This window comes from Streptomyces sp. BK79 (assembly GCF_044142145.1).
GTDB lineage: Bacteria > Actinomycetota > Actinomycetes > Streptomycetales > Streptomycetaceae > Streptomyces.
This window is the reverse complement of sequence record NZ_JBHVOC010000024.1, coordinates 1-25,629: the sequence shown is the minus strand read 5'-3', so window position 1 is coordinate 25,629 and position 25,629 is coordinate 1. Positions and strand designations below refer to the sequence as shown.

Genomic DNA, 25,629 nt, shown 5'->3' with positions numbered 1-25,629 from the left:
CATCAACGCCGCGCCGTCGGGCCTCCGGCCGCCCGATGGTCCCCCGCCCGGCGCCGGGGCGCACGGCGGCGCGCGGAAGCGGTTGCCGGTGGTCGGTGGAAGACTCGGCAGTGTCAGGCAACGGGCCCCTTCCGAGGAGGGCGATGATGCTCACCACCCGTTTCGTCACCGGCGCGCCGAACTGGATCGACGTCGGCACCTCCGACATCGACGGCGCCGCGTCCTTCTACGGCGGCCTCTTCGGCTGGCGGTTCCGGTCAGCGGGGCCCGAGGCCGGGAGGTACGGCTTCTTCGAGCTGGACGGCCGGCTCGTGGCCGGCGGCATGCGAACCACGCCGGAGCAGGGCCCGCCGTCCTGGACGGTGTACTTCCAGACCCACGACGCCGAGGGCGCCGCGCGGGCGTCCGAGCAGGCGCGCGGCGGTGTGCTCATGCGGCCGATGGACGTGATGGGCCAGGGCACCATGGCGATCCTGGCCGACCGGGCGGGGGTGCCGTTCGGCGTCTGGCAGCCGGGGCGGCTGGGCGGCCTGGGCGTGGCCGGCGAGACCGGCGCGCTCGTCTGGGTCGAGCTGCACACGGCGGACGTCGCGGCCGCCGCCGCGTACTACGACGCGGTGCTGGGACTGGAGACCTCCGCCGTCCCGTTCCCCGACGCCGGGGAGTACACCTGCCTCAACCCGGCCGGCGAGGGCGAGGAGAGCATGTTCGGCGGCGTCGTCCCGCTCGCCGACGACCCGGCGGGGACGGACGCCCAGTGGCTGCCGTACTTCGCGGTGGCCGACACGGACGCCGCGGTGGCCAGGACCGGGGAGCTGGGCGGCACGGTGCGGACGCCCGCGACGGACATCGAGGGCGTCGGCCGCCTGGCCCACCTCGCCGACCCGTACGGCGCCCGGTTCGCGGTGCTCAGGCCGGTGCCGCGGGAGGTCTAGAGACGGCTGCGGCCAGACTCGCCGCGCCGCTCACGCCGTCGCGCGGCGGACCAGGGTCGTCGGCAGGACGACGCCGGACGAGGGGGCGGGCCCCCGCGGGTCCCCCGCGTCCGCGTCGCGGTCCAGGCCGCGCAGCAGCAGGCGGGCCATCAGCCGGCCCATGCCCTCGATGTCCTGACGGACCGTGGTCAGCGGGGGGTCGGTCTGTTCGGCGACCGGCAGCATGTCGTCGAACCCGACCACGGCGACGTCGTCCGGCACCCGCCGTCCCCGCTCGCGCAGCACCCGCAGGGCGCCCGCCGCGGTGAGGTCGTTGGCGGCGAACACGGCGTCCAGGTCCGGGCACCGGTCGAGCAGCTCGCGCATCGCCCGCTCCCCGCCGGCCGAGGTGAAGTCCCCCCGGGCGATCAGCCCCTCACCGGCGTCCCCCCGGACGTCGCGGAAGCCGGCCAGCCGGTCCGCCGCGGAGGTCTGGTCGAGGGGTCCGGTGATGTGCGCGACGCGGTCGCGGCCGAGGCCGGCCAGGTGGCGCACGGCGTCGCGGGCGCCGCCGCGGTTGTCGCTGTCGACGTAGACCACGTCGTCCCGGCCGTCGTCCCAGCCGGGCCGGCCGCCGAAGACGGTCGGCAGGCCGGCACCGCGCACCAGGCCGGGCAGCGGGTCGTCGAGGTGGAGGGAGAAGACGAGCGCGCCGTCGACGTGGCCGCCGGCCAGATAGCGGCCGACGCGGGCGTGGTCCTCGCGGCCCTCGGTGAGCAGCAGCACCAGCTGGCTGTCGTGGGCGGTCAGTTCCTTGCTGATGCCGCGCAGCTGCTGGGCGAAGTACGGGTCGGAGAAGACGCGGGTCTCCGGCTCGGCGGCGACGACCGCGACGGCGTCGTGGCGTCGGGTCACGAGGCTGCGGGCGGCCTGGTTGGGCACGTAGCCGAGTTCCTCCACCGCGCGCCGTACGCGTTCGGCCAGCGCGTCCCGCACCCCGTGCGCGCCGTTGACCACGCGGGACACGGTGGCCCGGGAGACGCCGGCGCGTGCGGCCACGGCCTCCAGCGTGGGACGCGGCGCTGTCTCGCTCACTCGGGGCTCCTCGTCGGCGGCTGTGGCTCAGGATAGCCGCAGCCGCCGGACCGGCGAGAGCGCTCTCGCGGGGATGGTGCCCCCGGGCACCTGCCCTCAGTGGTGGTGCGCCGACGCCTCCCCGGTCTGCTCGCCGGTCTGCTCCTCCGCCGGTTCTCCGCCCCCGTGCGCGTGTTCGTGCGGGTCGTACCCGGGGATCGTGCCGTCCTTCTTCTTCACCAGGAACAGCCCCACCATCCCCATGTCGGAGTGGCTCTGCACGTGGCAGTGGTACATCCACGCCCCGGCGCCGACCCCCTCCCCCGCGATGATCTGGAAGCCGAAGGAGTCCGCGGGGCCGGTGATCTTGTTGTCGATGACCTGGCTGGGGTCGTCGGGGCCGGTGAGCATGCCGGTGCGGTTGTCGGCCCAGCGGTGACCGTGCATGTGGAAGGTGTGGTAGTACTCGCCGTGCGTGATCATGACGATCTCGACCCGGTCGCCCACGGTGGCCTCGAAGTTCGGCCCGGTGTGCGGCTTCTGATTGTTGATGAGCATGTCGTTGAAGACGATCGTGTGCGTGGCGTCCGGCAGCACGTCGCCCTTGCGGCGCACGATCACCGGCCCGTACAGGCCCTTGCGGATGCCGCCGGTGCCGTGCTCGGTGCCCACGACGTGGTCGTGGTAGTGCCAGTAGCCCGCGCTGCCCGCCCGCCAGGTGCCGTCCGCGCGACGGCCGGGTTTGTGGGTGCGCCAGGTGTACGTACGGGTGCCGCCGGGTTCCACGTCGCTCTTGTTCATGGCCGTGCCGTCGCTGGAGATCTCGTAGTCCAGGCCGTGGACGTGCAGGCTGGCCCGCACGTCCATCGTGTTCGTGAACTCGATATGCAGCGTGTCGCCCTCGTTCAGCTCGATCAGCGGGCCGGGGATGGACGCCTTGCCCTTCTCGAAGCCGTAGCCCATCTGCCCGTCGGGCAGCTTCTCGGCGTACATCTTGAGATGTCTCACCTCGCCCCCGGCCGGTGCCGTCCTCGCGGTGACCGCGCCCGCCTCCCCGGCCGCGCCGGCGGTCTCCGGAGCGATGGACAACGATGTCGCGACGGCCGCGCCGCCCAGCAGTACCCGTCGGTTGAAGCCTCGCCTGTCCATGCCGAACTCCCCTGGCTGATACGGAATTTGCGCAGACGTAGCCCTGAGTGGCTGTGAGGAACCTGTGGGACGGTACCGGTTGCCGCCGCGTTTATCCACAGTCAGGACAAAGTTCGTTGGATCCCGGTCATACCTATTGGCGAACCACGCAAAGAGGTCTAGCTTCCTTGGCGCTGCTGCCGTGACCGAGGAGGTGCCCATGCCCTTGAGAGGGTTGAGCGCGAGAAGCAGAGGCTGGGCGGCGTTCGCGACCGCCGGTTTCGTCGCCGCGGGATTACTGGCCGGCCCTGCCGCCAGCGCGCGTCCGGCGCCGGACCCGTCCCTGACAACGATGTCGATCAAGTCGCCGCCGGGCGGCGCCAACGTACGGGTGCTGATCTTCTACGGGTCCGCCGCGTCCGGGGACGAGTCCCCGGTGGTGAACGCGGGGATCGCGGCCATCGAGCGGATCGGGCTGTCCGGCCCGGCGAACGAGCGTTTCACCGTCGAGGCCACGGACAACGCCTCGGTGTTCACCAACGAGAAGAGGCTCAGCCGTTTCAACGCGGTCGTGTTCCTGACCGGCGGCGGCGACGTCCTCGATCCGGACCAGGAGGCGGGCCTGGAGGCGTACATGGAGGCCGGCGGCGGATTCGTCGGCATCCACGACGCGGCCCGCGCGGAGCCGTACTCGGACTGGTTCACCGGCCTGGTCGGCGCCCGCCCGGCGGCCTCGAGCCCGGCGAAGGTCCAGCGGGCCACCGTCGAGGTCGGTGACCGGCGCCATCCGGCCACCAAGGACCTGCCGGTGCAGTGGAAGCGGCCCGACGCGTGGCTCAACTGGCAGAAGAACCCGTCCGGCGACGTGCACACCGTCGCCCGGGTGCGCGAGTCGACGTACCAGCCCGGGGCGGGCGCCAACGGCTGGGACCACCCGGTCAGCTGGTGCCGGGACTACGACGGCGGCCGGTCCTTCTACACCGGCATGGGCGGCACGGTGTCGTCGTACGACGAGACCGACTTCCGCGCCCACCTGCGCGGCGCCCTGATGTGGACCACGCGCCTGGCGCGGGCCGACTGCAAGGCGACCATCAACGGCAACTACAAGGCCGAGCGGCTCACCGACCCCAACCAGCCCGGCCAGAACGACCAGATCGGCGAACCGCACGGCCTGGTCACCGCGCCCGACGGCCGGGTCTTCTACATCGGCCGGGGCGGCGCGGACTCCTCCCAGCCCGTGATCACCGACTGGAACAACCCGGACGTCGGCAAGGGCAAGGGCGAGATCCACGTCTGGGACCCGAAGACCGACAAGGTGACACTCGCCGGCGCACTGACCGTCTTCGGCAACAAGGGCGGCGGCGACGAGCTGACCAAGGTCGAGGAGGGCCTGCTCGGCATCGAGCTGGACCCGGGGTTCGCGCAGAACGGCTGGGTGTACCTGCACTACACACCCCACTCCGGGATCGACCGCGAGACCCGCATGGCCGAGCGACGCGTCTCCCGCTTCACGCTGGACGGGGCCACGAACAAGCTGGATCTGGGCAGCGAGAAGGTGCTGCTGAAGTGGCCGGTGCAGATCCACAGCTGCTGCCACGCGGGCGGCGGGATGGCCTGGGACTCCAAGGGCAACCTGTACATCGCCACCGGTGACAACAACTCCAGCGGCTTCAGCGGCGGTTACTCGGGCAACAACCCGGAGCCCAACTACAAGGGCGTGTCCTTCGCCGACGCGCGCCGCACCGCCGGCAACACCAACAACCTCAACGGCAAGATCCTGCGCATCCACCCGGAGCCGGACGGGACCTACACCCTCCCCGAGGGCAACCTGTTCACCGGCGAGGAGACGGCCGAGGGCGGCGGCAAGACGCGCGGCGAGATCTACGTGATGGGCGTGCGCAACCCGGCGCGCATCTCGGTCGACAAGGCCACCGACACCCTGTACGCGGGCTGGGTCGGCCCGGACGCCGGCTCCCCGTCGCCGACCTGGGGCCCGGCCAAGTACGACACGTTCGCCGTGATCACCAAGGCGAGCAACCGGGGCTGGCCGTACTGCATGGGCAACAACCAGCCCTACCGGGACCGGAACCTGCCGGACCCGTCGAAGCCGCTGGGCTGGTACGACTGCAAGGCCCCGAAGAACGAGTCGCCGAACAACGACGGCCTGGTCAACCTGCCGCCGGTGACCGGCAACAACATCTGGTACTCGCCCCAGGGCGGCGGCCCCGACTTCCCGCGCGACGCGAACGGAGTCCCGTCGTACAAGCAGGAGGAGGCCACCTACAAGCTGCCCTGGCTCAAGGGCGGCGGCCAGGCCGCGATGAACGGCCCGGTCTACCGCTTCGACGCGGACAGCTCCAGCACCACCAAGTGGCCCGCGTACTGGGACGGCAAGTGGTTCGTCGGTGACTTCTACGACGCCGACCAGCCGCGCAACGCGGTGCTGATGGACCCGAAGACGCAGGGCGACGGCGGTCTGCCGGTGCACGCGGAGTCGCTGAAGAAGATCGTGCCGATCGGCAACGACGGCATCAAGAACCTGATGGGCTGGAAGTTCGGCCCCGACGGCGCGCTGTACGTCCTGGACTACGGCCGCGGCTTCTTCACCTCGGACTCCAAGTCGGCCCTGTGGCGGGTCACCTACGAGGGCGGCGGGCCGACGCCCGCCGCCGGACAGCTGGCGAGGGGGTCTGAGTGATACGCCAACGAAGAATGTGGGCGGCCTTGTTGGCCGGCCTGCTGATGATGCTCGGCCTGCAGGCGACGTCCGCCACCGGGCAGCCCCGGGCCGAGGCGAAGGCCGCCGCGGCGGACCAGGTCCTCACCTGGACCGCGGGCGACGACATCACCAAGTACACGTCCGCGCCCGAGACGGCGGTGGCCGGCCCGGCCACGATCGTCTTCGAGAACAGCGAGGCGACCGGCAACACCACCGGCATGCCGCACACGCTGACGTTCATGACCAGCGATCCCGAGTACAACCAGGACGTCCAGCTGAACATCCTGGCCAACCCGGGCGACGACCAGGGCGGCAGGCACACCGCCGAGGTCACCCTCACCCCCGGCCGCTACATGTACCACTGCACGATCCCCGGCCACGGGGAGATGAAGGGCGTGCTCGTGGTGACCGAGGGCGGCGGCGGCGAGGACACCACCGCGCCCGCGACGTCGGCCGAGGTCGGTGGCACGCAGAACGCCGACGGCGCCTACGTCGGCTCCGCGAGCGTGACGCTCGGCGCCACCGACGAGGGCGGTTCCGGCGTCGACCGGATCGAGTACGCCCTCGGCGCCGACGGTGCCTGGCAGCCGTACACCACGCCGGTCGTCGTCGACCAGGTCGGCGAACACACCGTGCGCTACCGGGCGTTCGACAAGGCGGGCAACGCGGCCGCCGAGAAGAGCGTCACGTTCACCGTGGCCGCCCCGGACACCGACGACACGACGGCGCCCGAGACCTCGGCGACGGTCAGCGGCGAGAAGAACCCGGACGGCGCCTACATCGACATGGCGACGGTGACCGTCACCGCCTCCGACACCGGTTCCGGCGTCAACACCATCGAGTACGCGGTCGGTGACGGCGCCTGGCAGGCGTACACCGCGCCCGTGATGGTGCACGCGGTCGGCGAGCACACCGTGCGCTACCGCGCCACCGACAAGGCGGGCAACGTCGCGGCGGACAAGAGCGTCGCCTTCACCGTCGTCGCCGCCCCGCCCGAGGACACCACCCCGCCGGTGACCGGCGCGACCGTGGAGGGCACCAAGGACTCCGCCGGCGCGTACGTCGGCAGCGCCAAGGTGACCGTCAGCGCCACCGACGAGGGCGGTTCCGGTGTGGCCGGCGTGGAGTACTCGCTCGACGCCGGGCCCTACCTGGCGTACACCGGGCCCGTGGTCGTCGACCGGGTGGGCCGGCACACCGTCGCCTACCGGGCGAGCGACAAGGCGGGCAACACCTCCGCATCGGTGACCGTGAGCTTCACGGTGGTGTCGGGCCAGGTGCCGCCGCCGCCCTGCCCGGAGTACGACGAGCGCCTCACGGTGATCGTCGGCACGGTCGACACGGGGGTGCCGAACCGGGTCACGAACAACCGGTGCCGGATCAACGAGATGATCGAGGACGAGAAGGAGTGGACCTCCCAGGCCCTGTTCCTCAAGCACGTCCGGGAGGTCACCGACGCGCTGCTGGACGAGGGCGTCGTCGACCGGCGGGAGTACCGGGCGATCAACCAGGCCGCCCGGCAGTCGAAGATCGGCCTGCCCGGCCAGACCGATGGCTACCGCACGATCCTCGACGGCACCCAGGCGTCGCTGGCCAAGTGGGAGCAGGTGGGCGGCGGTTCGTTCGGGCTGAACCCGGACGGGTCGATCACCTCCAGCACCACCACGCCGGGCATGGGCATGCTGTGGTTCCCGGAGCGCAAGTACGGCGACTTCTCGCTGAAGCTCCAGTGGCGTGACGACGCGCCGGGCACCACGCGCACCAACGGCGGCGTCTTCGTCCGCTTCCCGCAGGTCCACGACCACCCGGAGGAGTCCCGGCCGGAGTGGGTCGCCATCAAGTACGGGCACGAGGTCCAGGTGTTCGACGGCCCGACCGGCGACATGTACAAGACCGGCTCGGTCTACGGCTTCGACCGGGTGGGCCTGGCCGGGGCCGGGGTGACGGAGAAGGGCACCTGGAACGACTACGAGATCCGCGTGGTCGACCAGCACTACTCCGTGTACCGCAACGGCGTGCTGATCAACGAGTTCGACAACACCGGCGGCCAGGACTTCTACCCGCCGCGCTCGGACGACCCGGGCACGGACGGCCGGCGGTTCGCCTCCGGACACGTCGGGCTCCAGGTGCACGGCACGACGGACGTGGTCTCCTACCGGGACGTCCGGATCAAGGAGTTGTAGCTCAGCTCTCCTGAGGGCGCGGCTTCTTCGCGCGGCTCGGCTGTACCCGGCTGGGTTCCCCCGGCATCTTCGGATACTCGGGCGGGTACGGCAGATCACCGAGCCCGTGGTCGCGCTCGTCCTTCGTTGCCAGCTCCAGCAGGGCGTCGAGGGAGTACGCCTGGTCGTCCATGCCCGCGTGCACGTCGCCGAGTTCGGCGAAGCGCGCGGGCATGGTCGTGATGTCGAAGTCCTGCGGGTGCGCGACGCCGACCTCGTCCCAGGTCAGCGGCGCGGAGACGGGCGCGTGCGGGCGGGGGCGCACGGAGTAGGCGGAGGCGATGGTGCGGTCGCGGGCGGTCTGGTTGTAGTCGATGAAGATGCGCTCGCCGCGCTCCTCCTTCCACCACTTGATGGTCACCCGCTCCGGCATCCGCCGTTCCATCTCGCGTCCGGCGGCGATCGCGGCGCGCCGCACCTGGGTGAAGGTCCAGCGGGGCTCGATCGGCACGAAGACGTGGATGCCGCGCCCGCCCGAGGTCTTCGGCCAGCCCTTCAGCCCTCCGAACTCCTCCAGCACGGCGCGCAGTTCGTGGGCGGCGCGGGCGGCGTCGTCGTAGTCGGTGCCGGGCTGCGGGTCGAGGTCGATGCGCAGTTCGTCGGGGTGGTCGACGTCGTCGCGGCGCACCGGCCAGGGGTGGAAGGTGAGGGTGCCGTACTGCGCGGCCCACAGGACCGCCGCCTCCTCGGTGGGGCACATCTCGTCGGCACTGCGTCCGCTGGGGAAGGTGATGTGCGCGGTGGGGATCCAGTCGGGCATGCCCTTGGGCGCGCGCTTCTGGTAGAACCACTCGCCGGTGACGCCGTCCGGGTAGCGCTGGAGGGTGGTGGGGCGGTCGCGCAGGGCGCGCAGGATGCCGGGGGCGACCGCCTGGTAGTACCGGGCCACGTCGAGCTTGGTGTAGCCGTGCTCCGGGAAGAAGACCTTCCCCGGGCTGGACAGCCGCACGGTGCGGCCGCCCGCCTCCAGTTCCACCGCTTCCGCCATGCGAGCCACGGTAGGCGCACCCGGGGGACCTCGCACGCCCGGCGGGATCATCCCAGCTCGACCGGGCTCCCCTCGCGCATCCGGACCCGGCGGCCGGTGAAGCGCCGGCCGAGCATGCGGTCGTGGGAGACCACGACCAGCGCGCCCCGGTAGTGGCGCAGGGCCTCCTCGAAGTCCTCGACGAGCGCGGGCGAGAGGTGGTTGGTCGGCTCGTCCAGGAGCAGCAGGTCCACCGGGTCCCGCAGCAGCCGGGCCAGCGCGAGCCGCCGCAGCTGCCCGGTGGACAGGTCGCCGACCGCCGTCGTCAGGTCGGGGAGGCGGAACAGGCCGAGCCCCAGCAGTGCCTCCCGGTGCTCGGCCGGGGCGCCGGGCAGTCCGGCCGCGTACGCGTCCAGCAGGGTGCGCCGCGGGTGGGTGACCGGGGTCTCCTGGGGCAGCCAGCCGACGCGTTCCGGGCGGGCGCACGTGCCCCGGTCGGGGCGCAGGTCGCCGGCGAGGACCCGTAGGAGGGTGCTCTTGCCGGCGCCGTTCTCGCCGGTGACCAGGATCCGGTCGCCCGGGCCGACGGTGAAGTCGTCGACGTCGAGCCGATCGCCGACGGCCACCCGGTGCAGGTCGGCCAGCGGGCCGCGGTGGTCCGCGTCGCCGCCCTCGACCCGGACCCGGAAGCGGAGGGGTGCCGGGGGCTGCGGCACCGGGTTCTCCTCCAGGCGCCGCACCCGTTCCCCCGCCTGCCGCACGCGGGCGGAGATCTGCTTCTCCACGCTGCGCTGGTGGCGCCCGCCGGCGCGGTCGGCGTTGGACGCGCGCCGGGGTCCGGCGTGCAGGGTGCCGGCGGCGCGGCGGGCGAGTTCGCTCTGCTCCGCCAGCTCCCGCCGCCAGTCGGCGTACTCCTGTTCCCAGCGGCGCCGGGCGCCCGCCTTCGCCCTCAGGTACCCGGCGTAGCCGCCGCCGTGCCGGTGCACGGTGCGGCGCTCGCCGTCCACCTCCCACAGTGCGGTGGCGACGCGTTCCAGGAAGACACGGTCGTGGGATACCGCCAGGACGCTGCCCCGGTGGGCGCGCAGGTGCTCCTCCAGCCACTCGACGGCCGGTACGTCGAGGTGGTTGGTCGGCTCGTCGAGCAGCAGGAGCTGGGGAGCGGACGCCAGCAGGCAGGCCAGGCCCAGGCGGGCCTGTTCGCCGCCCGAGAGGCTGCCGAGGAGCCGGTCGGGGGTGACGTGGCGCAGGCCCAGTCCGTGCAGGGCGGACTCGACGCGGGCGTCGGCCGCGTAGCCGTCCCGGGCCTCGAACGCCTCCAGCAGTTCCCCGTACGTGGCGAGCAGACCGTCCAGTTCACCGGGGCCGGCCTCGGTCAGCGCCCGCTCGGCCCGGCACAGGGCGCCCTCCAGGGCCCGCAGGTCGGCGAGGGCGTGGTCGACGGCGTCCTGAACGGTGTCGTCCGGGGGCAGGTCGGGGGTCTGCGGCAGGTATCCGGCGCCGCCGGGGGCGTGGACGCGGACGTGTCCCGCGTCGGGCACGTCGACGCCGGCCAGGAGGCGCAGCAGGGTCGACTTGCCGGTGCCGTTCTCGCCGACGACGCCGATGCGCTCGCCGGGTGACACCGACTGGTGGACGCCGTCCAGGAGCGGCCGCCCGCCGGGCGCGCGGACGACGTCGTCCAGGACGACCTGGAAGGCGCCCGAGCCGGGTGCGGACGCGGGAAGGGTGGTCGGGCAGGTGTGGGCGTCAGAGGTACGCCGGTGCATGGGTGATCCGCCATATCGGAAGAAGTGAACAGGTGACCGATACGGAGCGGGCAGCCGGAATCACGCCGCTCGCGCGCGGCGGCATCGGCGCCCGGACTCCCGGGGCGGTATCAGATGTAGAAGTAGTAGAACCTGATCACCCCACCACGTTAACAGGCGGGGGCGGCCGGCCGCTCCTACAGTCGGACCATGGATCTGCCCGTCATGCCGCCCGTGAAGCCGATGCTCGCCAAGTCCGTGGCGAAGATCCCGCCGGGCATGCACTACGAGGCCAAGTGGGACGGGTTCCGGTCGATCGTGTTCCGCGACGGCGCCGAGGTCGAGCTGGGCAGCCGTACCGGCAAGCCGTTGACCAGGTACTTCCCGGAGCTGGTGGCGGCGGTGCGGGAGCGGTTGCCCGAGCGGTGCGTGGTGGACGGGGAGATCGTGATCGCGCGGGAGGGGCATCTGGACTTCGACGCGCTCACCGAGCGGATCCACCCGGCGGACTCCCGGGTGCGGATGCTGGCCGAGCGGTCGCCGGCCTCGCTCGTGGTCTTCGACCTGCTGGCGCTGGACGGCGACTCCCTGCTCGACGTGGCGCTGGCCGACCGGCGGGCGCTGCTGGTCCGGACGCTGGACGGGGTCACACCGCCGGTGCACGTGGCGCCGGCGACGGACGACATCGAGGTGGCCCGGCGCTGGTTCGAGCAGTACGAAGGGGCGGGTCTGGACGGGGTCGTCGCCAAGCCGCCGGACCTGGGCTACCGGCAGGACGAGCGGGCCATGTACAAGATCAAGCACGAGCGGACGGCGGACGTGGTCGTCGCCGGCTACCGCCTGCACAAGAGCGGCCCGGTGGTCGGTTCGCTGCTGCTCGGCCTGTACGACGACAAGGGCGTCCTCCAGCACGTCGGCGTGAGCGCCGCCTTCACCATGAAGCGGCGTGCCGAGCTGGTGGAGGAGCTGGAACCGCTGCGCATGGACGACGTCGGGGGCCACCCGTGGGCCGCCTGGGCCGAGGAGTCGGCGCACGAGGCGGCCCGGCTGCCCGGCGCCCCGAGTCGCTGGTCGGGCAAGAAGGACCTGTCCTGGGTGCCGCTGCGTCCGGAACGGGTCGTCGAGGTCGCCTACGACCACATGGAGAACGGGGCGCGTTTCCGGCACACGGCCCGTTTCCGCCGCTGGCGCCCGGACCGGACGCCGCACAGCTGCACCTACGCCCAGCTGGAGGAGCCGGTGCGCTACGACCTGGCGGAGATCCTCGGCGGGCCGTGACGCGGGCTCACGGCTTCATGAGCACCTTGACCGCGCCGTCCTGCTTCTTCTGGAACATCTCGTAGGCGTGCGGCGCGTCGGCCAGCGGCACCCGGTGGGTGGCGAAGTCGTCGACGCCGAGCGGGTCCTCGTCCGTCAGGTAGGGGATGATCTCGTCGCTCCAGCGGCGTACGTTGGCCTGGCCCATCCGCAGCTGGATCTGCTTGTCGAACAGGGTGAGCATCGGCATCGGGTCGGCCATCCCGCCGTACACACCGGACAGGGAGATCGTGCCGCCGCGCCGCACGAGATCGATGGCGGTGTAGAGGGCGGCGAGCCGGTCGACGCTGAACCGCTCGGCCAGGGGCCCGCCGATGGCCCGGGGCATCACCGCCGCGGCCGACTGGATCAGCTTGGCGGCGGCGCCGCCGTGCGCCTCGGTGCCGACCGCGTCGATCACGGCGTCGGGGCCGCGTCCGCCGGTCTCGTCCTGGATCGCGGCGACCAGTTCCTTCTCGTTGTCGAAGGACCGGAGGTCGTACGTCTCCACGCCCCGTTCGCGGGCCCGCCGCAGCCGCTCGGGGACGAGGTCGACGCCGAACACCCGGCCGGCGCCCTTGGCCCGGGCGATCCGGCAGGCCATGTCGCCGATCGGGCCGAGGCCGAGCACGGCGACGCTGCCGCCCTGCGGGACGGCGGCGTACTCGACCGCCTGCCAGGCGGTGGGCAGGACGTCGGAGAGGTAGACGAAGCGGTCGTCGGCCGGTCCTTCCGGCACCTTGATCGGGCCGTACTGGGCCTGCGGCACGCGCAGGTACTCGGCCTGGCCGCCGGGGACGGCGCCGTACAGGCGGGTGTAGCCGAAGAGCTGGGCGCCCATGCCCTCGCCGGTGACCTGGGTGGTCTCGCACTGCGTCGGCAGTCCGTTGCCGCACATGTAGCAGTGTCCGCACGCGATCTGGAACGGCACCACGACCCGGTCGCCGGGCCTGAGCGCGGTCACCTCGGGGCCGACCTCCTCCACGACGCCCATGGGCTCGTGGCCGAGGATGTCTCCGGGTGTCATGAACGGTGTGAGCACCTCGTACAGGTGCAGGTCGGAGCCGCACAGCCCGGAGGACGTGACGCGGATGACCGCGTCCGTCGGTTCCTGGATCCTCGGGTCGGGCACCTCCTCCACCCGCACGTCCCGCTTGCCCTGCCACGTCACTGCCTTCATCGCCTCGCGCTCCCTCCGTCGCCGTGCGCGTCGGTCCTGCGTGGCGGCCGGGTACCCGGGGGGCGCGCCACCGAACCGCCGCCGGTTTCGTCCGAACAGCGGATTATGTACCGGTTCCCGCGTGCCAGATCAGATTCGTTCAGGTATGGCACTGAATGCTTCCAGGAGCACACAATCGATGACACGGGATGGGCGGACGGGTGGTCGGAATGCGACGAAGGACGCACAGGCGGCGCGGCGGCGCGGTGCTGGCCGCGGCGGTGGCGGCGGTCTCGCTGGCGGCGGGCTGCACGGCCGGGCCGGGGCCGGACGACGACCCGCGGGCGCCCGAGCCCAAGCCCTCGCGCAGCGCGGCGGGCGCCTCGGCGCCGGTCCTCGCCGTGAAGGTCGACAACGTGCCCGCCGCCCGCCCGCAGACGGGTCTGGGAGCCGCCGACCTGGTCTACGTCGAGCCGGTGGAGGGCGGGCTGAGCCGCCTGATGGCCGTCTACGCGACCGGGCTGCCGGAGTCGGTCGGGCCGGTGCGCAGCGCCCGCGAGTCCGACCTGGAACTGCTGCGCCAGTTCGACCGGCCGACGCTGGCGTTCTCCGGCGCGCAGCGCAGACTGCTGCCGCTCATCGACGACGCGCCCCTGCGCGCCGAGCCGCCGGGCGAGGACTCCGGCGCCTACGTGCGCGACGAGGACCGGCCCGCCCCGCACAACCTCTACGTGCGGCCCGGCCGCCTGCTTCCGGAGCCCGCCGGCCGCGCCGCCCTCACCACCGGCTTCCACTACGGCGACGCCCCCGGCGGCGGCCGTGCCGAGGCCTCCCACACGGTGCGCTACCCGTCGGCCTCCTTCACCTTCACCTGGTCCGCGAGCCGCGACCGCTGGCTGGTCTCGATGGACGGCACCCCGGCCCGGACGACCGACGGCGGGCGCCTGGCACCGGCCACGGTCGTGGTGCAGCACGTGGACGTGCGCGACTCGGAGCTGAGGGACTCGCGGGGCAACCACTCCCCGTACGTCGAGTCGGTCGGCTCAGGGGAGGCGGAGGTGCTGCGGGACGGACGCGCGTACGACGGGCGGTGGAAGCGCGGCGCGGCCTCGGACGGCACGTCCCTCACCACCGGTGACGGCGCCCCGCTGGACCTCGCCGAGGGCCAGGTGTGGGTGGTGTTCGTCGACGCGACGTAGGAGCCCCCCGACGGATCAGCCCGGCGCCACCGCGGGCTCGGCCGGGTTGCGGAGCCCTTCGGCGGCGTCCGCGACCCGGCGGATGAGGTCGAAGAAGACCGCCTGCTCGTCGGCGGAGAGCGGGGCGAGGAAGACCTGGTTCATCCGGGCGGTGCGCACGGCGAGCTTGCGGTGGACCCGCAGGCCCTCGTCGGTCAGGCGCAGCAGGAACCGGCGGCCGTCCTGCGGGTCGCGGACCTTGTCCAGCAGCGCGCGGCGGCCGAGCCGGCTGATCACCTCGGCGATGGTGGACCGGTCCAGTCCCACCCGCTCCCCCACCGTGCGCTGATCGAGTCCGGGCTCGGCGACCAGCGCGTTGAGGACGGCGAACTGCGGTGACGTGGTCTCCTCCGAGACCATCGTGTTCCACAGCAGGTGGTGCGCCTGCTGCAGCCGCCGGGCCAGGTGCCCGGGATGGGTGGTCAGGTCGACCGCGGCCATGTGCGCTCCTGTGGTCACTTCTGTTGGTGCACTGACGATACCCCGGGCGACCGATGAGCACCCGGCACCGCGCCATGCGATCTACCTCGCGCTTTGGCAGGTCTTGACGCCCCGGCCGTCCGGTGGCAGCGTGTGGGAAACCTCGCTGAAATACTCAGTGCCCTGATTAATTCGCGATCGGTTCGCGGTCCCGGGCGCTTGGAAGAGATGGGGCTTCTCGGATGGACAAGGTGGTGGCCACGGCCGGTGAGGCGGTGGCCGACGTGCCGGACGGCGCGTCGCTGGCGGTGGGCGGTTTCGGGCTGAGCGGTGTGCCGAACGTGCTGATCCAGGCGCTGTACGAGCGCGGGACCGGCGGGCTGTCGGTGGTCTCGAACAACTGCGGGGCGATGGAGTCCGGACTGGCGGTGCTGCTGGCCGCGGGGCGGATCGCGCGGGTGACCGGGTCCTACATCGGGGCGAACAAGGAGTTCGCGCGGCAGTACCTGGGCGGGGAGCTGGAGGTCGAGATGATCCCGCAGGGCACGCTGGCCGAGCGGCTGCGGGCCGGCGGTGCCGGCATCCCCGCCTTCTACACCCCGGCCGGGGTGGGCACGCAGGTCGCCGACGGCGGGCTGCCCTGGCGCTACGACGGCTCGGGCGGGGTCGCGCTGGCCTCGCCGCCGAAGGAGGTGCGGGAGTTCGACGGCACCCAGTACGTGCTGGAGCGCGGCATCCGCACCGACTTCGCGCTGGTGCGGGCGGCCAGGGGCGACCGGCACGGGAACCTGGTGTTCGCCAAGTCCTCCCGGAACTTCAACCCGCTGGCGGCCATGGCCGGACGGATCACCGTCGCCGAGGTGGAGGAACTGGTCGAGCCCGGCGAGATCGATCCGGACGCGGTGCACCTGCCGGGGATCTTCGTGCAGCGGGTCGTCGCGCTGACGGCGGAGCAGGCGGCGGACAAGAAGATCGAGCGGCGGACGGTGAGCGGCTGATGGCCTGGACACGTGAGGAGATGGCCGCGCGCGCGGCGCGGGAGCTGGAGGACGGGCAGTACGTCAACCTCGGCATCGGTCTGCCCACCCTGATCCCCAACTACCTCCCCGAGGGCGTGGAGGTGACCCTGGAGTCCGAGAACGGCATCCTGGGCACCGGCCGCTACCCGACCGAGGCGGAGGTGGACCCGGACCTGATCAACGCCGGGAAGGAGACCGTGACCGTCCTGCCGGGCGCCTCGTTCTTCGACTCGGCGCTGTCCTTCGGGATGATCCGGGGCGGGCACATCGACGTCGCCGTGCTGGGCGCGATGCAGGTGTCCGCCGCGGGCGACCTGGCGAACTGGGCGATCCCGGGGAAGATGATCACCGGTATCGGCGGGGCGATGGACCTCGTGCACGGGGCGCGCACGGTGATCGTGGTGATGACCCACACCGCCAAGGACGGTTCCCCCAAGATCCTCGAGGAGTGCGCGCTGCCGCTCACCGGCAAGGCGTGCGTGAACCGGATCATCACCGACCTCGGCGTCCTGGACGTCACCGCCGACGGACTCGTCCTGACCGAGACCGCCCCCGGGGTGAGCGTCGACGAGGTCGTCGCCAAGACCGACGCAAAGCTGACCGTCGCGGAGGAAGCCAAGTGAAGGACGTCTACGTCGTCGACGCGGTGCGCACCCCGTTCGGCAAGTACAACGGTGGCCTGGCCGGGGTGCGTCCGGACGACCTGGCCGCGCACGCGATCCGGGAACTGGTCGCCCGTACGCCGGACCTGGACCCCTCCCGGATCGAGGACGTGTACTTCGGCAACGCGAACGGCGCCGGTGAGGAGAACCGCAACGTCGCCCGCATGGCCGCCCTGCTGGCCGGCCTGCCCACCACCGTGCCCGGCGTCACCGTCAACCGGCTCTGCGCCTCCGGCCTCGAAGCGGTGATCCAGGCGGCCCGCGCCATCGCCGTCGGCGACGCCTCGATCGCCGTCGCGGGCGGTGTGGAGTCGATGACGCGGGCGCCGTACGTGCTGCCCAAGTCGGACCGGCCCTTCCCCGCCGGGCACACCGAGCTGTACTCCACCACGCTGGGCTGGCGCATGACCAACCCGACCATGAACCCGCAGTGGACCATTCCGCTCGGCGAGAGCGCGGAGCTGATCGCCGACAAGCACAAGATCACCCGGGAGCAGCAGGACGAGTTCGCCCTCGCCTCCCATCTCAAGGCCGCCCGCGCCCAGGCCGACGGCCTGTTCGACGGTGAGCTGACGCCCGTCCCGGTGCCGCGGCGCAAGGGCGACCCCGTCGACTTCGCCGCCGACGAGTGCGTACGCCCCACCGCGTCCCTGGAGGCGATGGCGAAGCTCAAGCCGTCCTTCCGCGAGACCGGCGGCACGGTGACCGCCGGGAACGCCTCACCGCTCAACGACGGCGCGGCGGCCCTCCTCCTCGTCGACGAGGAAGGGCTGAAGGCCACCGGCCGCGAACCCCTCGCCCGGATCAGGGCCACCGGCGTCTCGGCGACCGACCCGCACTACTTCGGCCTCGCCCCCGTCGAAGCCGTCAACCGCGCCCTGGCCAAGGCCGGCCGCACCTTCGCCGACCTGGACGTCCTCGAACTGAACGAGGCCTTCGCCGCCCAGGTGCTGGGCTGCGTCGCCGAGTGGCCCGAGTTCGACCCCGCAATCCTCAACCCCCAGGGCGGAGCCATCGCGCTGGGCCACCCCCTGGGCGCCTCCGGTGCCCGCCTCGCCGGCACCGTCGCCCACCAGCTCGCCCGCAAGGGCGGCGGCACCGGCATCGCCACCCTCTGCATCGGCGTCGGTCAGGGCCTCGCCCTGGTCCTCGACCGCTAGTCACCCACGGGAACCCTGATGACTCTCACCCAGCACGACATCGACGCGGAGATCGCGGCCGAGCACGCCGCGTACGAGAAGCGGGTCGCCGACGGCGGGCCCGTCGAGCACCACCCGCGCCGCGACTATGCCCCGTACCGCTCCTCGGTGCTCCGGCACCCGAAACAGCCGCCGGTCGCCATCGACGTCACCAAGGACCCGGAGCTGGTGGAGCTGTCCTCGCCCGCCTTCGGGGAGCGGGACATCACCGAGATCGACAGCGACCTGACCCGGCAGCACACCGGGGAGCCGGTCGGCGAGCGCATCACCGTCTCCGGCCGCCTCCTCGACCGGAACGGCAAGCCCGTGCGCGGTCAGCTCGTGGAGATCTGGCAGGCCAACTCGGCCGGCCGCTACGCCCACCAGCGCGAGCAGCACGACGCGCCGCTGGACCCGAACTTCACCGGCGTGGGCCGCACCCTCTCCGACGACGACGGCTTCTACCGCTTCACCACCGTGCAGCCCGGCCCCTACCCGTGGCGCAACCACGTCAACGCCTGGCGCCCCGCGCACATCCACTTCTCGGTGTTCGGCTCGGCGTTCACGCAGCGGCTCGTGACGCAGATGTACTTCCCGAACGACCCGCTGTTCGCGTACGACCCGATCCTCCAGTCCGTGACGGACGACGCCGCCCGGCAGCGGCTGGTCGCGACGTACGACCACAGCCTGTCCGTGCCCGAGTTCTCGCTCGGCTACCACTGGGACATCGTGCTCGACGGCCCGAACGCCACCTGGATCGAAGAAGGACGCTGACCCGCCATGACGAAGATCGACACCAGCAGCCCTCAGAGCGTGCTGCCCACGCCGTCGCACACGGTCGGTCCGTTCTACGGGTACGCGCTGCCCTTCCGGGGCGGCGAGGACATCGCGCCCCTCGGGCACCCGGACACGATCACCGTGCACGGGTACGTGCTCGACGGCGAGGGCAGGCCGCTGCCGGACGCCCTCGTGGAGCTGTGGGGGCCGGGCCCGGACGGCGAACTGCCGACGGCCGACGGCTCGATGCGGCGCGACCCGGCCTCCGGCGGCTTCCTCGGCCGCAACGGCGTGGAGTTCACCGGCTTCGGCCGCATCCAGACCGACGCGAACGGCCACTGGTACGCGCGGACGCTGCGGCCCGGGGCACGCGGGGACAGCGCGCCGTACGTCAGTGTGTGCGTGTTCGCGCGCGGGCTGCTCGTGCACCTGTTCACCCGGATCTACCTGCCCGGCGACGAGGCGGCGCTCGCCACCGACCCGCTGCTGTCGCGGGTGGACCCGGAGCGCCGCGACACGCTGATCGCCACGGAGGAGGGCACCGGGACGTACCGTTTCGACATCCGCCTTCAGGGCGAAGGCGAGACGGTCTTCCTGGAGTTCCAGTGACATCAGCTCCCGAGGCTTCCGGCACGGGCCTGCTCGCCCCCGGGTGGGCGGGCTCGCCGGCCGCCGACGCGACCGACGACCGCGCCTGGCTGCGGGCGCTGCTGGACGCGGAGGCGGCCCTGACCCGGGCCCAGGCCGGGCTGGGGCTCGCCCCCGCCGAGGCGGCGGCCGCGGTGACCGAGGCCGCCGACCCGGACCGCTTCGACGCCCGTTCGCTGGCCGAGCGCGCCCGCGCAGGCGGCAACCCGGTCATCCCGCTGGTCGCCGACCTGACGCGGGCGGTCGGCGAGGAGTACGGGCCGTACGTGCACCGGGGTGCGACCAGCCAGGACATCCTGGACTCGGCGGCGATGCTGGTCGCCGCCCGCGTCCTGGACCCGCTGCTGGCCGACCTCGGCCGTACGGAACGGGCGCTGGCCGCGCTGGCGGCCGGGCACCGGGACACCGCGATGCCGGGCCGGACGCTCACCCAGCACGCCGTGCCTACGACGTTCGGTCTGAAGGCGGCCGGCTGGCGCACGCTGGTCCTCGACGCCCGGGACCGCGCCGCCGCCGTGCGCGACACGCTGCCCGCCCAGCTCGGCGGCGCGGCGGGCACGCTGGCCGCCTTCGGGGCGTACGGCGCCACGGACCCGGTCGCGCTGCCGGCGGCGTACGCGCGGGAACTCGGGCTGCGGGCTCCCGCGCTGCCCTGGCACACCCTGCGCACCCCGGTCGCCGACCTGGCCGGGTGCCTCGCCTTCGCCGCCGGGGCGCTCGGGAAGATCGCCGCGGACGTGCTGACGCTGTCCCGCACCGAGATCGGCGAAGTCGCCGAGGGCAGTGGCGGCGGCTCCTCCGCGATGCCGCACAAGGCCAACCCCGTACGGTCCACGCTGATCGCGGCGGCCGCCCGGCGCGCGCCGCAGCTCGCGGCCACGCTGTACGGGTCGCTGGCGGCCGAGGACGAGCGGCCGGCCGGGGCCTGGCACGCCGAGTGGGAGCCGCTGCGGGACCTGCTGCGGCTGACCGGCGGCGCGGCCCGCGACGCGGCCGAGCTGACCGAGTCGCTCCAGGTGCGCCCGGACGCGATGCGCGCCCACCTCGGCCTCACGCACGGGCTGATCGTGTCCGAGCGGCTCTCCGCCGAACTGGCGCCGGTGCTCGGGCGGGCCCGCGCCAAGGCGCTGCTCACCGAACTGGCCCGGCGCACCTACGCCGAGGACCGCGGCCTGGCCGAACTGCTGGCCGAGGTACCGGAGTTGTCCGGACTGGACCTCGACGCCCTGACCGACCCCGCCCGTTACACCGGCTCCGCCGGAGCCCTCACCGACCGTGCTCTGGAGCGACGTTGACCCTCCTCAACCACCTGACCGAAGGCTCCGCCTTGGCTCCCCCGCTGCTGCTGGGGCCCTCGCTGGGCACCTCGTACGCCCTGTGGGACAAGGTGGCGCCCGAACTGTCCATCGCGCACCGGGTGATCCGCTGGGACCTGCCGGGCCACGGGGGTTCGGCGGCGGACCTGATCGGGCCGGGTGCCACCGTCGGGGACCTGGCCGCACTGGTGCTCGCGCTGGCCGACTCGCTCGGCGTGGAGCGGTTCGCGTACGCCGGGGTGTCGCTGGGCGGCGCCGTGGGTCTGCACCTGGCCGTGCACCACCCGCAGCGGGTGTCGTCACTGGCCGTCGTCTGCTCGTCGGCGCACTTCAACGGCGCGAAGGCGTGGGAGGAGCGGGCCGCGACGGTGCGCGCGGAGGGGCTGGCGAAGCTCGCCGAGAACGCGGACGGCCGTTGGTTCACCCCGGGCTTCACCGTGCCGGAGCTGGTCCGGGACCACCGGGAGGCCGACCCCGGGGCGTACGCCGCCTGCTGCGACGCGCTGGCCGCGTTCGACCTGCGGGACCGGCTGGCGGAGATCTCCGTGCCGACGCTGCTGATCGCCGGGCGGGAGGACCCCGCGACGCCGCCCGCGCATCTGCGGGAGATCGCCGACGCGGTGCCCGGCGCGGCACTGACCGAGCTGCCGGGCGCCTCGCACCTGGCTCCGGCCGAGCGGCCCGAGGCGGTGCTGACCGCGTTGCGGGCGCACTTCGACGGCGGGGCCCGGCGGGGCATGGCGGTACGGCGCGAGGTGCTGGGCGACGCGCACGTGGACCGCGCGCAGGAGCGGCAGTCCCCCTTCACCGCCCGGTTCCAGGACTTCATCTCCCGCTACGCCTGGGGCGAGATCTGGACCGACGAGACCCTCTCGCGGCGCGAGCGCAGCATGGTCACCATGACGGCGCTGGTCGCGCACGGCCACTACGAGGAGCTGGCCATGCACGTCCGGGCGGCGCGGCGCAACGGCCTGACGCCGGACGAGATCGGCGCGGTGCTGCTGCAGACGGCGGTGTACTGCGGGGTGCCGGCGGCGAACTCGGCGTTCGCCGCGGCCCAGCGGGTGCTGGCCGAGGAGGACGGCGGCACGCGCTGACCCGGCCTCACCCTCACCCCACCCGCCCGCCCGGCCTCAGCCCACCTGCCCCGCCGCCAGGGCCTCCTGGGCCCGCGCCACCAGGCCGTCCGCGCCGCACGACTCGGCCAGCGCCAGGCCGCGGCGCAGTTCGGCCGCCGAGCGGGCCGCGATGCCGTACTCGACGCGGGCGGCGGCGTGCTCGTACTGGCAGGGCGAGGCCTCCAGGTAGGTGACGGCCTGCGCGGCGAGCCGGACGGCGCGCTGCCCGGTCTCCAGCGCGGCGGCGCAGCGCAGGGCCTCCCCTATGGCGGTGTCCGTGCCGAAGCGCTCGGCCTGGCGGCGGGCGTCGGTGACGAGCCGGGCGGCGCGGCCCGGGTCCCGCGAGGCGAGGGCGCGGGCCAGTTCGGTCGTCCAGGGGTGGACGACGGGGTTGTGGCTGCCCCGGGTGGCCGCCGCCTTCTCGGCGGTCTCCAGCTCGCCCACGGCTTCCTCGGTGCGGCCGGTGGCCAGCAGCAGCCGGGCCCGCACGGGGCGCGGGTCGGGCAGCACGATCGTGGACGGGTACGGCGGGTCGAAGCCGTACCGGTCGGCCACGGTCCGCGCCTCGGTGACGTGGCCGCGGGCGAGCAGCGTGTCGATCAGGTTGCAGGTGGCGGACCAGTACAGCGGCAGGCCGCGGCCGACCCGTTCGGCGATGCGCAGCGACGCGCGCAGGGACTTCTCGGCCTCCCTGAGCCGGCCCCGCCGGCGGTGGCCGAGACCGACGTAGGCGTGTGCGAGGGCGAGGTGACCGCCGCTCCAGCCGGCGCTCTCGTAGGTGCTCAGGGCCTCGGTGAACAGTGCCTCGGCGCGGTCGAGGCGGTCGGTGTAGGCGTACGAGGCGGCCAGCATCATCGGCAGTTCCAGGCCCCACTCGGTGTCGGTCCAGCCGAGCCCGGGGGCGAGGCGTCCGTTGACGAGGGCCCGGTCGCACAGTTCGACGACCACCTCGGCGTTCTCGCCGCGGGTCATGGCGTCGAAGCCGCGCAGGATGAGCAGGGCGCGTTCCGCGTTGTCCCGGCCGGTGCAGGTGCCGGCGAGTTCGGCGAGGCGCTCGGACCGGCCGGGCGAGGAGGTCTCGCCGGGGTGGATGCCCTCCCACATGTACTGGACGGCCTGGAGCCGCAGCCGCACGGCGGGGTCCGGGTTGCGCGCGGCCTCCGCCCGGACGGTGCGGACGGCCTCCTCCAGCTGGTTGTTGTGCAGCAGCGCCTCGGAGAGCCGGAAGACGGCGTTGACGCGCTGGTCGCCGTCCAGGCCGGGCATGGCGAGGGCGGTGCGCAGGTGGCCGATGGTGGTGGCGGGCGCGGTGAGCAGGGTGGCGCAGCCCAGTTCGTAGAGCACCCGTGCGTGGGTGTCGGGCAGCGGCGGTTCCTGCAGGGCGCGTTCGAGGCAGCGGCGGGCCGCGTCGGGGGCGCCGACGGCGAGGTGCTCGCGGGCGGCGTCGCGCAGTTGCTCCACGACTTCCTGGTCGTCGTCGGGGTGCACGCGCAGCAGGTGCCGGGAGGCCGCCGCGGCGCCGAGTCCGGAGTCGGTGACCAGCTGGGCCGCTATGCCGTGCATCGCCGTGCGCAGCGCGTCGGGGATGGAGTTGTAGACGGCGGTGGCGATCAGCGGGTGGACGAACTCCAGCTCGCCCGCGGCGGGCTGTCCGGCGGCGGGGTCGGGCGCTGAGAGGATACGGGCGTTGCGCAGCAGTTCGGCGCAGCGGGCGGCGTCCTGGCGGTCGAGGGTGGCCAGCCGGGCCACCATGTCGACGGTGATGCCGCTGCCGAGGATGGCGGCGGCCCAGGCGAACCGGGTGGAGTCGACGCCGAGTTGTTCCAGCCGGGCGACGAGCCCGCCGCCCCGGGCGGAGCGGTTGAGGGCGCGCAGTTCCTCGGCCTCGGCCTCGACCGGTTCCAGTTCGCTGTCCTGGACCTTGGCGAGGAGTTCGACGGTCTCGTAGGGGTTGCCGCCGGTCACGGCCCACACCTCCCGGCAGAACGCGGCGTCGGCGTGGGCGCCCAGGGTGGCGCGGGTGAGGCCGGCCGTGGCGTCGGGGGTGAGGGCGTTCAGCGGGGCGAGAGGCCGGCCCGCGGCGACGGCCGCGTCCAGCAGCCGGGCCCGCTCGCCGCTGATGTCGCCGGGGCGGCGGGCGATGACGACCAGGACGGAGGTCTCGTCGAGGCGTTCGGCGAGCGCGGCGAGCCAGCGCAGGGTCTCCTGGTCGGCCCAGTGCGCGTCGTCGATCAGCAGGACCAGCGGCCACTCCCGGCGGGCGAGCCGGCGGACGGCGGCGACCAGTCCGTCGCACACGCCCTGCGGGTCGGCCTGCCGCTCGCCGGGGTCGGCTATGCCGAGGGCGGGGCCGGCGATGTCGTACCAGTCCCCGAGGTACTCGCGCGCCTCCTCGGGGAGCATGGAGACCAGCGCGGGCTGGAGCAGTTGGCGTACGACGTTGAAGGGGACGGACCTGAGGGTCTCGCCGCCGCGTGCCGACCAGACGGCGCAGCCCCGGGGCCTCGGCGATGCGACGGGTCTCGGCGAGCAGGGCGGTCTTGCCCAGCCCGGCCTCGCCGCGGGCCACCAGCAGGGTGCCGGAGGAGGCGCCGTCGGCGCACAGGGCGTCCACCGCGCGCGTGATGGTGGCGACTTCCTCGTCGCGCTCCCAGAGGGAGGCCGAGGCGGCGACCGCCCGCCGTACCTCCGTCATCCCGCTACCTCCCCAAGTCGCCCGAATGACGTACAGGGCCTGAGCCTAGCCGCCCGATCGCGCCGGTGGTGGGTGCTCCGGACAGCAGTTGCCGTGACGGGTGACATGCGGTAAAGCGCGGACGACGCGCGGGGCCCGCCATCAGCGACGGCACCGGCCGGCGGCCGTCAACCCGGCGTCCCGGGCGGTGCCGGCGGGGACGGGTCCCGCCGTCCGGACCGGGTTCCCGCCGGGCCTCTCATCCCCCTTTCACCGACGCCTCATACGGTGTGCTCATGACGCAGGCGACTCCTCCCGGGTGGTACCCGGACCCCGGACAGAAGAATGACGGTCCCGCCACCGAGCGCTGGTGGGACGGCAAGGCGTGGACGGACCAGGTCCGTCCCGCGGGGCCGGCCGCCGCGTGGGAGCCTCCCGCGCGACCGACGGCACAGCCGCAGCCGGACACCTCTTCTCCGCAGCAGCAGCAACAGCCGCAGCAGCAGCCGATGTTCGGCGCGGCCCCCGCGCCGTATCCCGTGCATCCCGGCTATCCGGGGTACCCCGCCCAGCCGCCGCCGTCGGCGCGGCGGCGCCGGCTGCGTACCGGCATAGCCGTCGCCGCGGCCGTGGCCGTACTGGCCGGCATCGGGGTCGGCGTGTACGTGCTGGCCGACGGCGGTTCGGGCGGTGACAGCGTGTCCTCGCCACGGGACCGGTCCGGCCCCGACGACCGGAACGACCCGTTCGGCGACTCCGGTGGCGGCGAGGGCGGCGAGGGCGGTGAGTCGCCCGCGCCCGACTCGCCGGAGCGGTCCGAACCGCCCACGATCGACAGCGGCTCGGTGACGGACCCGGTCAGCGGGATCAGTCTGCCCATCCCGGACGGCTGGTCCGGGCAGCAGCTGGAGGTCGGCGCGACCGTGACGTCGGACGACGCCTACAAGTGCCCCGGCGACACTTCCAAGACCTGCACCAAGGGCGGTGCCTACTCGGCTCCCGCGGTGGTGCTGGGCACCAAGGGCACCACCGCCGAGGAGGTCGCCAAGGCCGACATCGAGGCCAACGCCAAGGAGTCCTACGGCGGCGAGTCCTACGGCGGGATCACCTCCCACGAGGAACTGGCCTCCAAGGCGGTCACCGTCGCCGGACAGAAGGGCTACCTGGTCCGCTGGAAGGCGGTCACCGAGGAGGGGTCCGACGGCTACGTCGAGTCGCTCGCCTTCCCCGCGCCCGCCGACCCCGAGCGCATCGTCGTGGTCCGCTTCGGCGTCGACGTCGAGGAGCGGCAGACGGTGATCGACGAGATCACCAAGGGCATCGAGGTGGACGCCGGCGGGGGCGGCGGCACC

Annotated in this window: 19 protein-coding genes and 1 pseudogene; 13 read left to right on the top strand and 7 right to left on the bottom strand. The window is 73.3% G+C overall.

The features are described from left to right. Positions 1-146 precede the first annotated feature (146 nt). Positions 147-935, top strand: a complete 789-nt coding sequence (locus ACFIF2_RS27385; protein WP_395576027.1) for a VOC family protein — start codon at positions 147-149, stop codon at positions 933-935. Positions 936-965: 30 nt separating this feature from the next. Here the strand turns inward: ACFIF2_RS27385 and ACFIF2_RS27380 are convergent, their stop codons facing one another. Beyond that, positions 966-2,009, bottom strand: coding sequence for a LacI family DNA-binding transcriptional regulator (locus ACFIF2_RS27380; protein ID WP_395575902.1), 1,044 nt, complete (start codon positions 2,007-2,009; stop codon positions 966-968). Positions 2,010-2,105: 96 nt separating this feature from the next. Beyond that, the gene (locus ACFIF2_RS27375) at positions 2,106-3,137 is read right to left on the bottom strand and encodes a multicopper oxidase domain-containing protein (protein ID WP_395575901.1); all 1,032 of its coding nucleotides are present in this window, start codon (positions 3,135-3,137) and stop codon (positions 2,106-2,108) included. A 199-nt stretch (positions 3,138-3,336) separates the two neighbouring features. Between ACFIF2_RS27375 and ACFIF2_RS27370 the strand changes: the two genes are divergently transcribed. Further along, positions 3,337-5,814 (top strand): ThuA domain-containing protein, encoded by a 2,478-nt coding sequence (locus tag ACFIF2_RS27370; RefSeq protein WP_395575900.1) that lies wholly within the window; start codon positions 3,337-3,339, stop codon positions 5,812-5,814. Positions 5,815-5,828: 14 nt separating this feature from the next. Continuing rightward, complete coding sequence (locus ACFIF2_RS27365) at positions 5,829-8,018, top strand: OmpL47-type beta-barrel domain-containing protein (RefSeq protein WP_395575899.1); 2,190 nt, start codon at positions 5,829-5,831, stop codon at positions 8,016-8,018. Between the two features lies 1 nt (position 8,019). Here ACFIF2_RS27365 and ligD read toward each other — a convergent pair whose 3' ends face one another. Both ligD and ACFIF2_RS27355 read right to left on the bottom strand, forming a co-directional pair. Further along, the gene (gene ligD, locus ACFIF2_RS27360; RefSeq protein ID WP_395575898.1) at positions 8,020-9,045 is read right to left on the bottom strand and encodes a non-homologous end-joining DNA ligase; all 1,026 of its coding nucleotides are present in this window, start codon (positions 9,043-9,045) and stop codon (positions 8,020-8,022) included. A 47-nt stretch (positions 9,046-9,092) separates the two neighbouring features. Then, positions 9,093-10,793, bottom strand: a complete 1,701-nt coding sequence (locus tag ACFIF2_RS27355; protein WP_395575897.1) for a TlrC/CarA/OleB/SrmB family ABC-F type ribosomal protection protein — start codon at positions 10,791-10,793, stop codon at positions 9,093-9,095. A 189-nt stretch (positions 10,794-10,982) separates the two neighbouring features. On the opposite strand from ACFIF2_RS27355, the gene ACFIF2_RS27350 reads away from it, so the two are divergent. Continuing rightward, positions 10,983-12,050 (top strand): ATP-dependent DNA ligase, encoded by a 1,068-nt coding sequence (locus ACFIF2_RS27350; RefSeq protein ID WP_395575896.1) that lies wholly within the window; start codon positions 10,983-10,985, stop codon positions 12,048-12,050. Positions 12,051-12,057: 7 nt separating this feature from the next. Here the strand turns inward: ACFIF2_RS27350 and ACFIF2_RS27345 are convergent, their stop codons facing one another. Continuing rightward, positions 12,058-13,248, bottom strand: a complete 1,191-nt coding sequence (locus ACFIF2_RS27345) for a zinc-dependent alcohol dehydrogenase (protein ID WP_395575895.1) — start codon at positions 13,246-13,248, stop codon at positions 12,058-12,060. Positions 13,249-13,457: 209 nt separating this feature from the next. On the opposite strand from ACFIF2_RS27345, the gene ACFIF2_RS27340 reads away from it, so the two are divergent. After that, positions 13,458-14,426, top strand: coding sequence for a DUF3048 domain-containing protein (locus tag ACFIF2_RS27340; RefSeq protein WP_395575894.1), 969 nt, complete (start codon positions 13,458-13,460; stop codon positions 14,424-14,426). Positions 14,427-14,441: 15 nt separating this feature from the next. On the opposite strand, the gene ACFIF2_RS27335 is transcribed toward ACFIF2_RS27340, so the two are convergent. Next, positions 14,442-14,906, bottom strand: a complete 465-nt coding sequence (locus ACFIF2_RS27335) for a MarR family winged helix-turn-helix transcriptional regulator (protein ID WP_395575893.1) — start codon at positions 14,904-14,906, stop codon at positions 14,442-14,444. Between the two features lie 221 nt (positions 14,907-15,127). On the opposite strand from ACFIF2_RS27335, the gene ACFIF2_RS27330 reads away from it, so the two are divergent. The 7 genes from ACFIF2_RS27330 to pcaD are packed head-to-tail and all read left to right on the top strand — an operon-like array spanning position 15,128 to position 21,582. After that, positions 15,128-15,883, top strand: coding sequence for a CoA transferase subunit A (locus ACFIF2_RS27330; RefSeq protein WP_395575892.1), 756 nt, complete (start codon positions 15,128-15,130; stop codon positions 15,881-15,883). Then, on the top strand, positions 15,883-16,527 hold the full coding sequence (locus tag ACFIF2_RS27325; protein ID WP_395575891.1) for a CoA transferase subunit B: 645 nt from the start codon (positions 15,883-15,885) through the stop codon (positions 16,525-16,527). The genes ACFIF2_RS27330 and ACFIF2_RS27325 overlap by 1 nt, the downstream gene beginning before the upstream one ends. After that, the gene (locus ACFIF2_RS27320; protein WP_395575890.1) at positions 16,524-17,726 is read left to right on the top strand and encodes a thiolase family protein; all 1,203 of its coding nucleotides are present in this window, start codon (positions 16,524-16,526) and stop codon (positions 17,724-17,726) included. The genes ACFIF2_RS27325 and ACFIF2_RS27320 overlap by 4 nt, the downstream gene beginning before the upstream one ends. Before the next feature lie 18 nt (positions 17,727-17,744). Beyond that, positions 17,745-18,518, top strand: a complete 774-nt coding sequence (gene pcaH / locus ACFIF2_RS27315; protein ID WP_395575889.1) for a protocatechuate 3,4-dioxygenase subunit beta — start codon at positions 17,745-17,747, stop codon at positions 18,516-18,518. Between the two features lie 6 nt (positions 18,519-18,524). Then, the gene (gene pcaG / locus ACFIF2_RS27310) at positions 18,525-19,130 is read left to right on the top strand and encodes a protocatechuate 3,4-dioxygenase subunit alpha (protein ID WP_395575888.1); all 606 of its coding nucleotides are present in this window, start codon (positions 18,525-18,527) and stop codon (positions 19,128-19,130) included. Next, the gene (pcaB, locus tag ACFIF2_RS27305) at positions 19,127-20,464 is read left to right on the top strand and encodes a 3-carboxy-cis,cis-muconate cycloisomerase (RefSeq protein WP_395575887.1); all 1,338 of its coding nucleotides are present in this window, start codon (positions 19,127-19,129) and stop codon (positions 20,462-20,464) included. Before pcaG ends, pcaB begins: the two co-directional genes overlap by 4 nt. Next, on the top strand, positions 20,461-21,582 hold the full coding sequence (gene pcaD / locus ACFIF2_RS27300) for a 3-oxoadipate enol-lactonase (RefSeq protein ID WP_395575886.1): 1,122 nt from the start codon (positions 20,461-20,463) through the stop codon (positions 21,580-21,582). The genes pcaB and pcaD overlap by 4 nt, the downstream gene beginning before the upstream one ends. A gap of 36 nt (positions 21,583-21,618) precedes the next feature. On the opposite strand, the pseudogene ACFIF2_RS27295 reads toward pcaD, so the two are convergent. After that, positions 21,619-24,298 (bottom strand): annotated as a pseudogene (locus tag ACFIF2_RS27295) (ATP-binding protein). A 275-nt stretch (positions 24,299-24,573) separates the two neighbouring features. Between ACFIF2_RS27295 and ACFIF2_RS27290 the strand changes: the two are divergent. Beyond that, positions 24,574-25,629: DUF2510 domain-containing protein (locus ACFIF2_RS27290; protein ID WP_395575885.1), on the top strand; the 1,056-nt coding region annotated here is incomplete at its 3' end.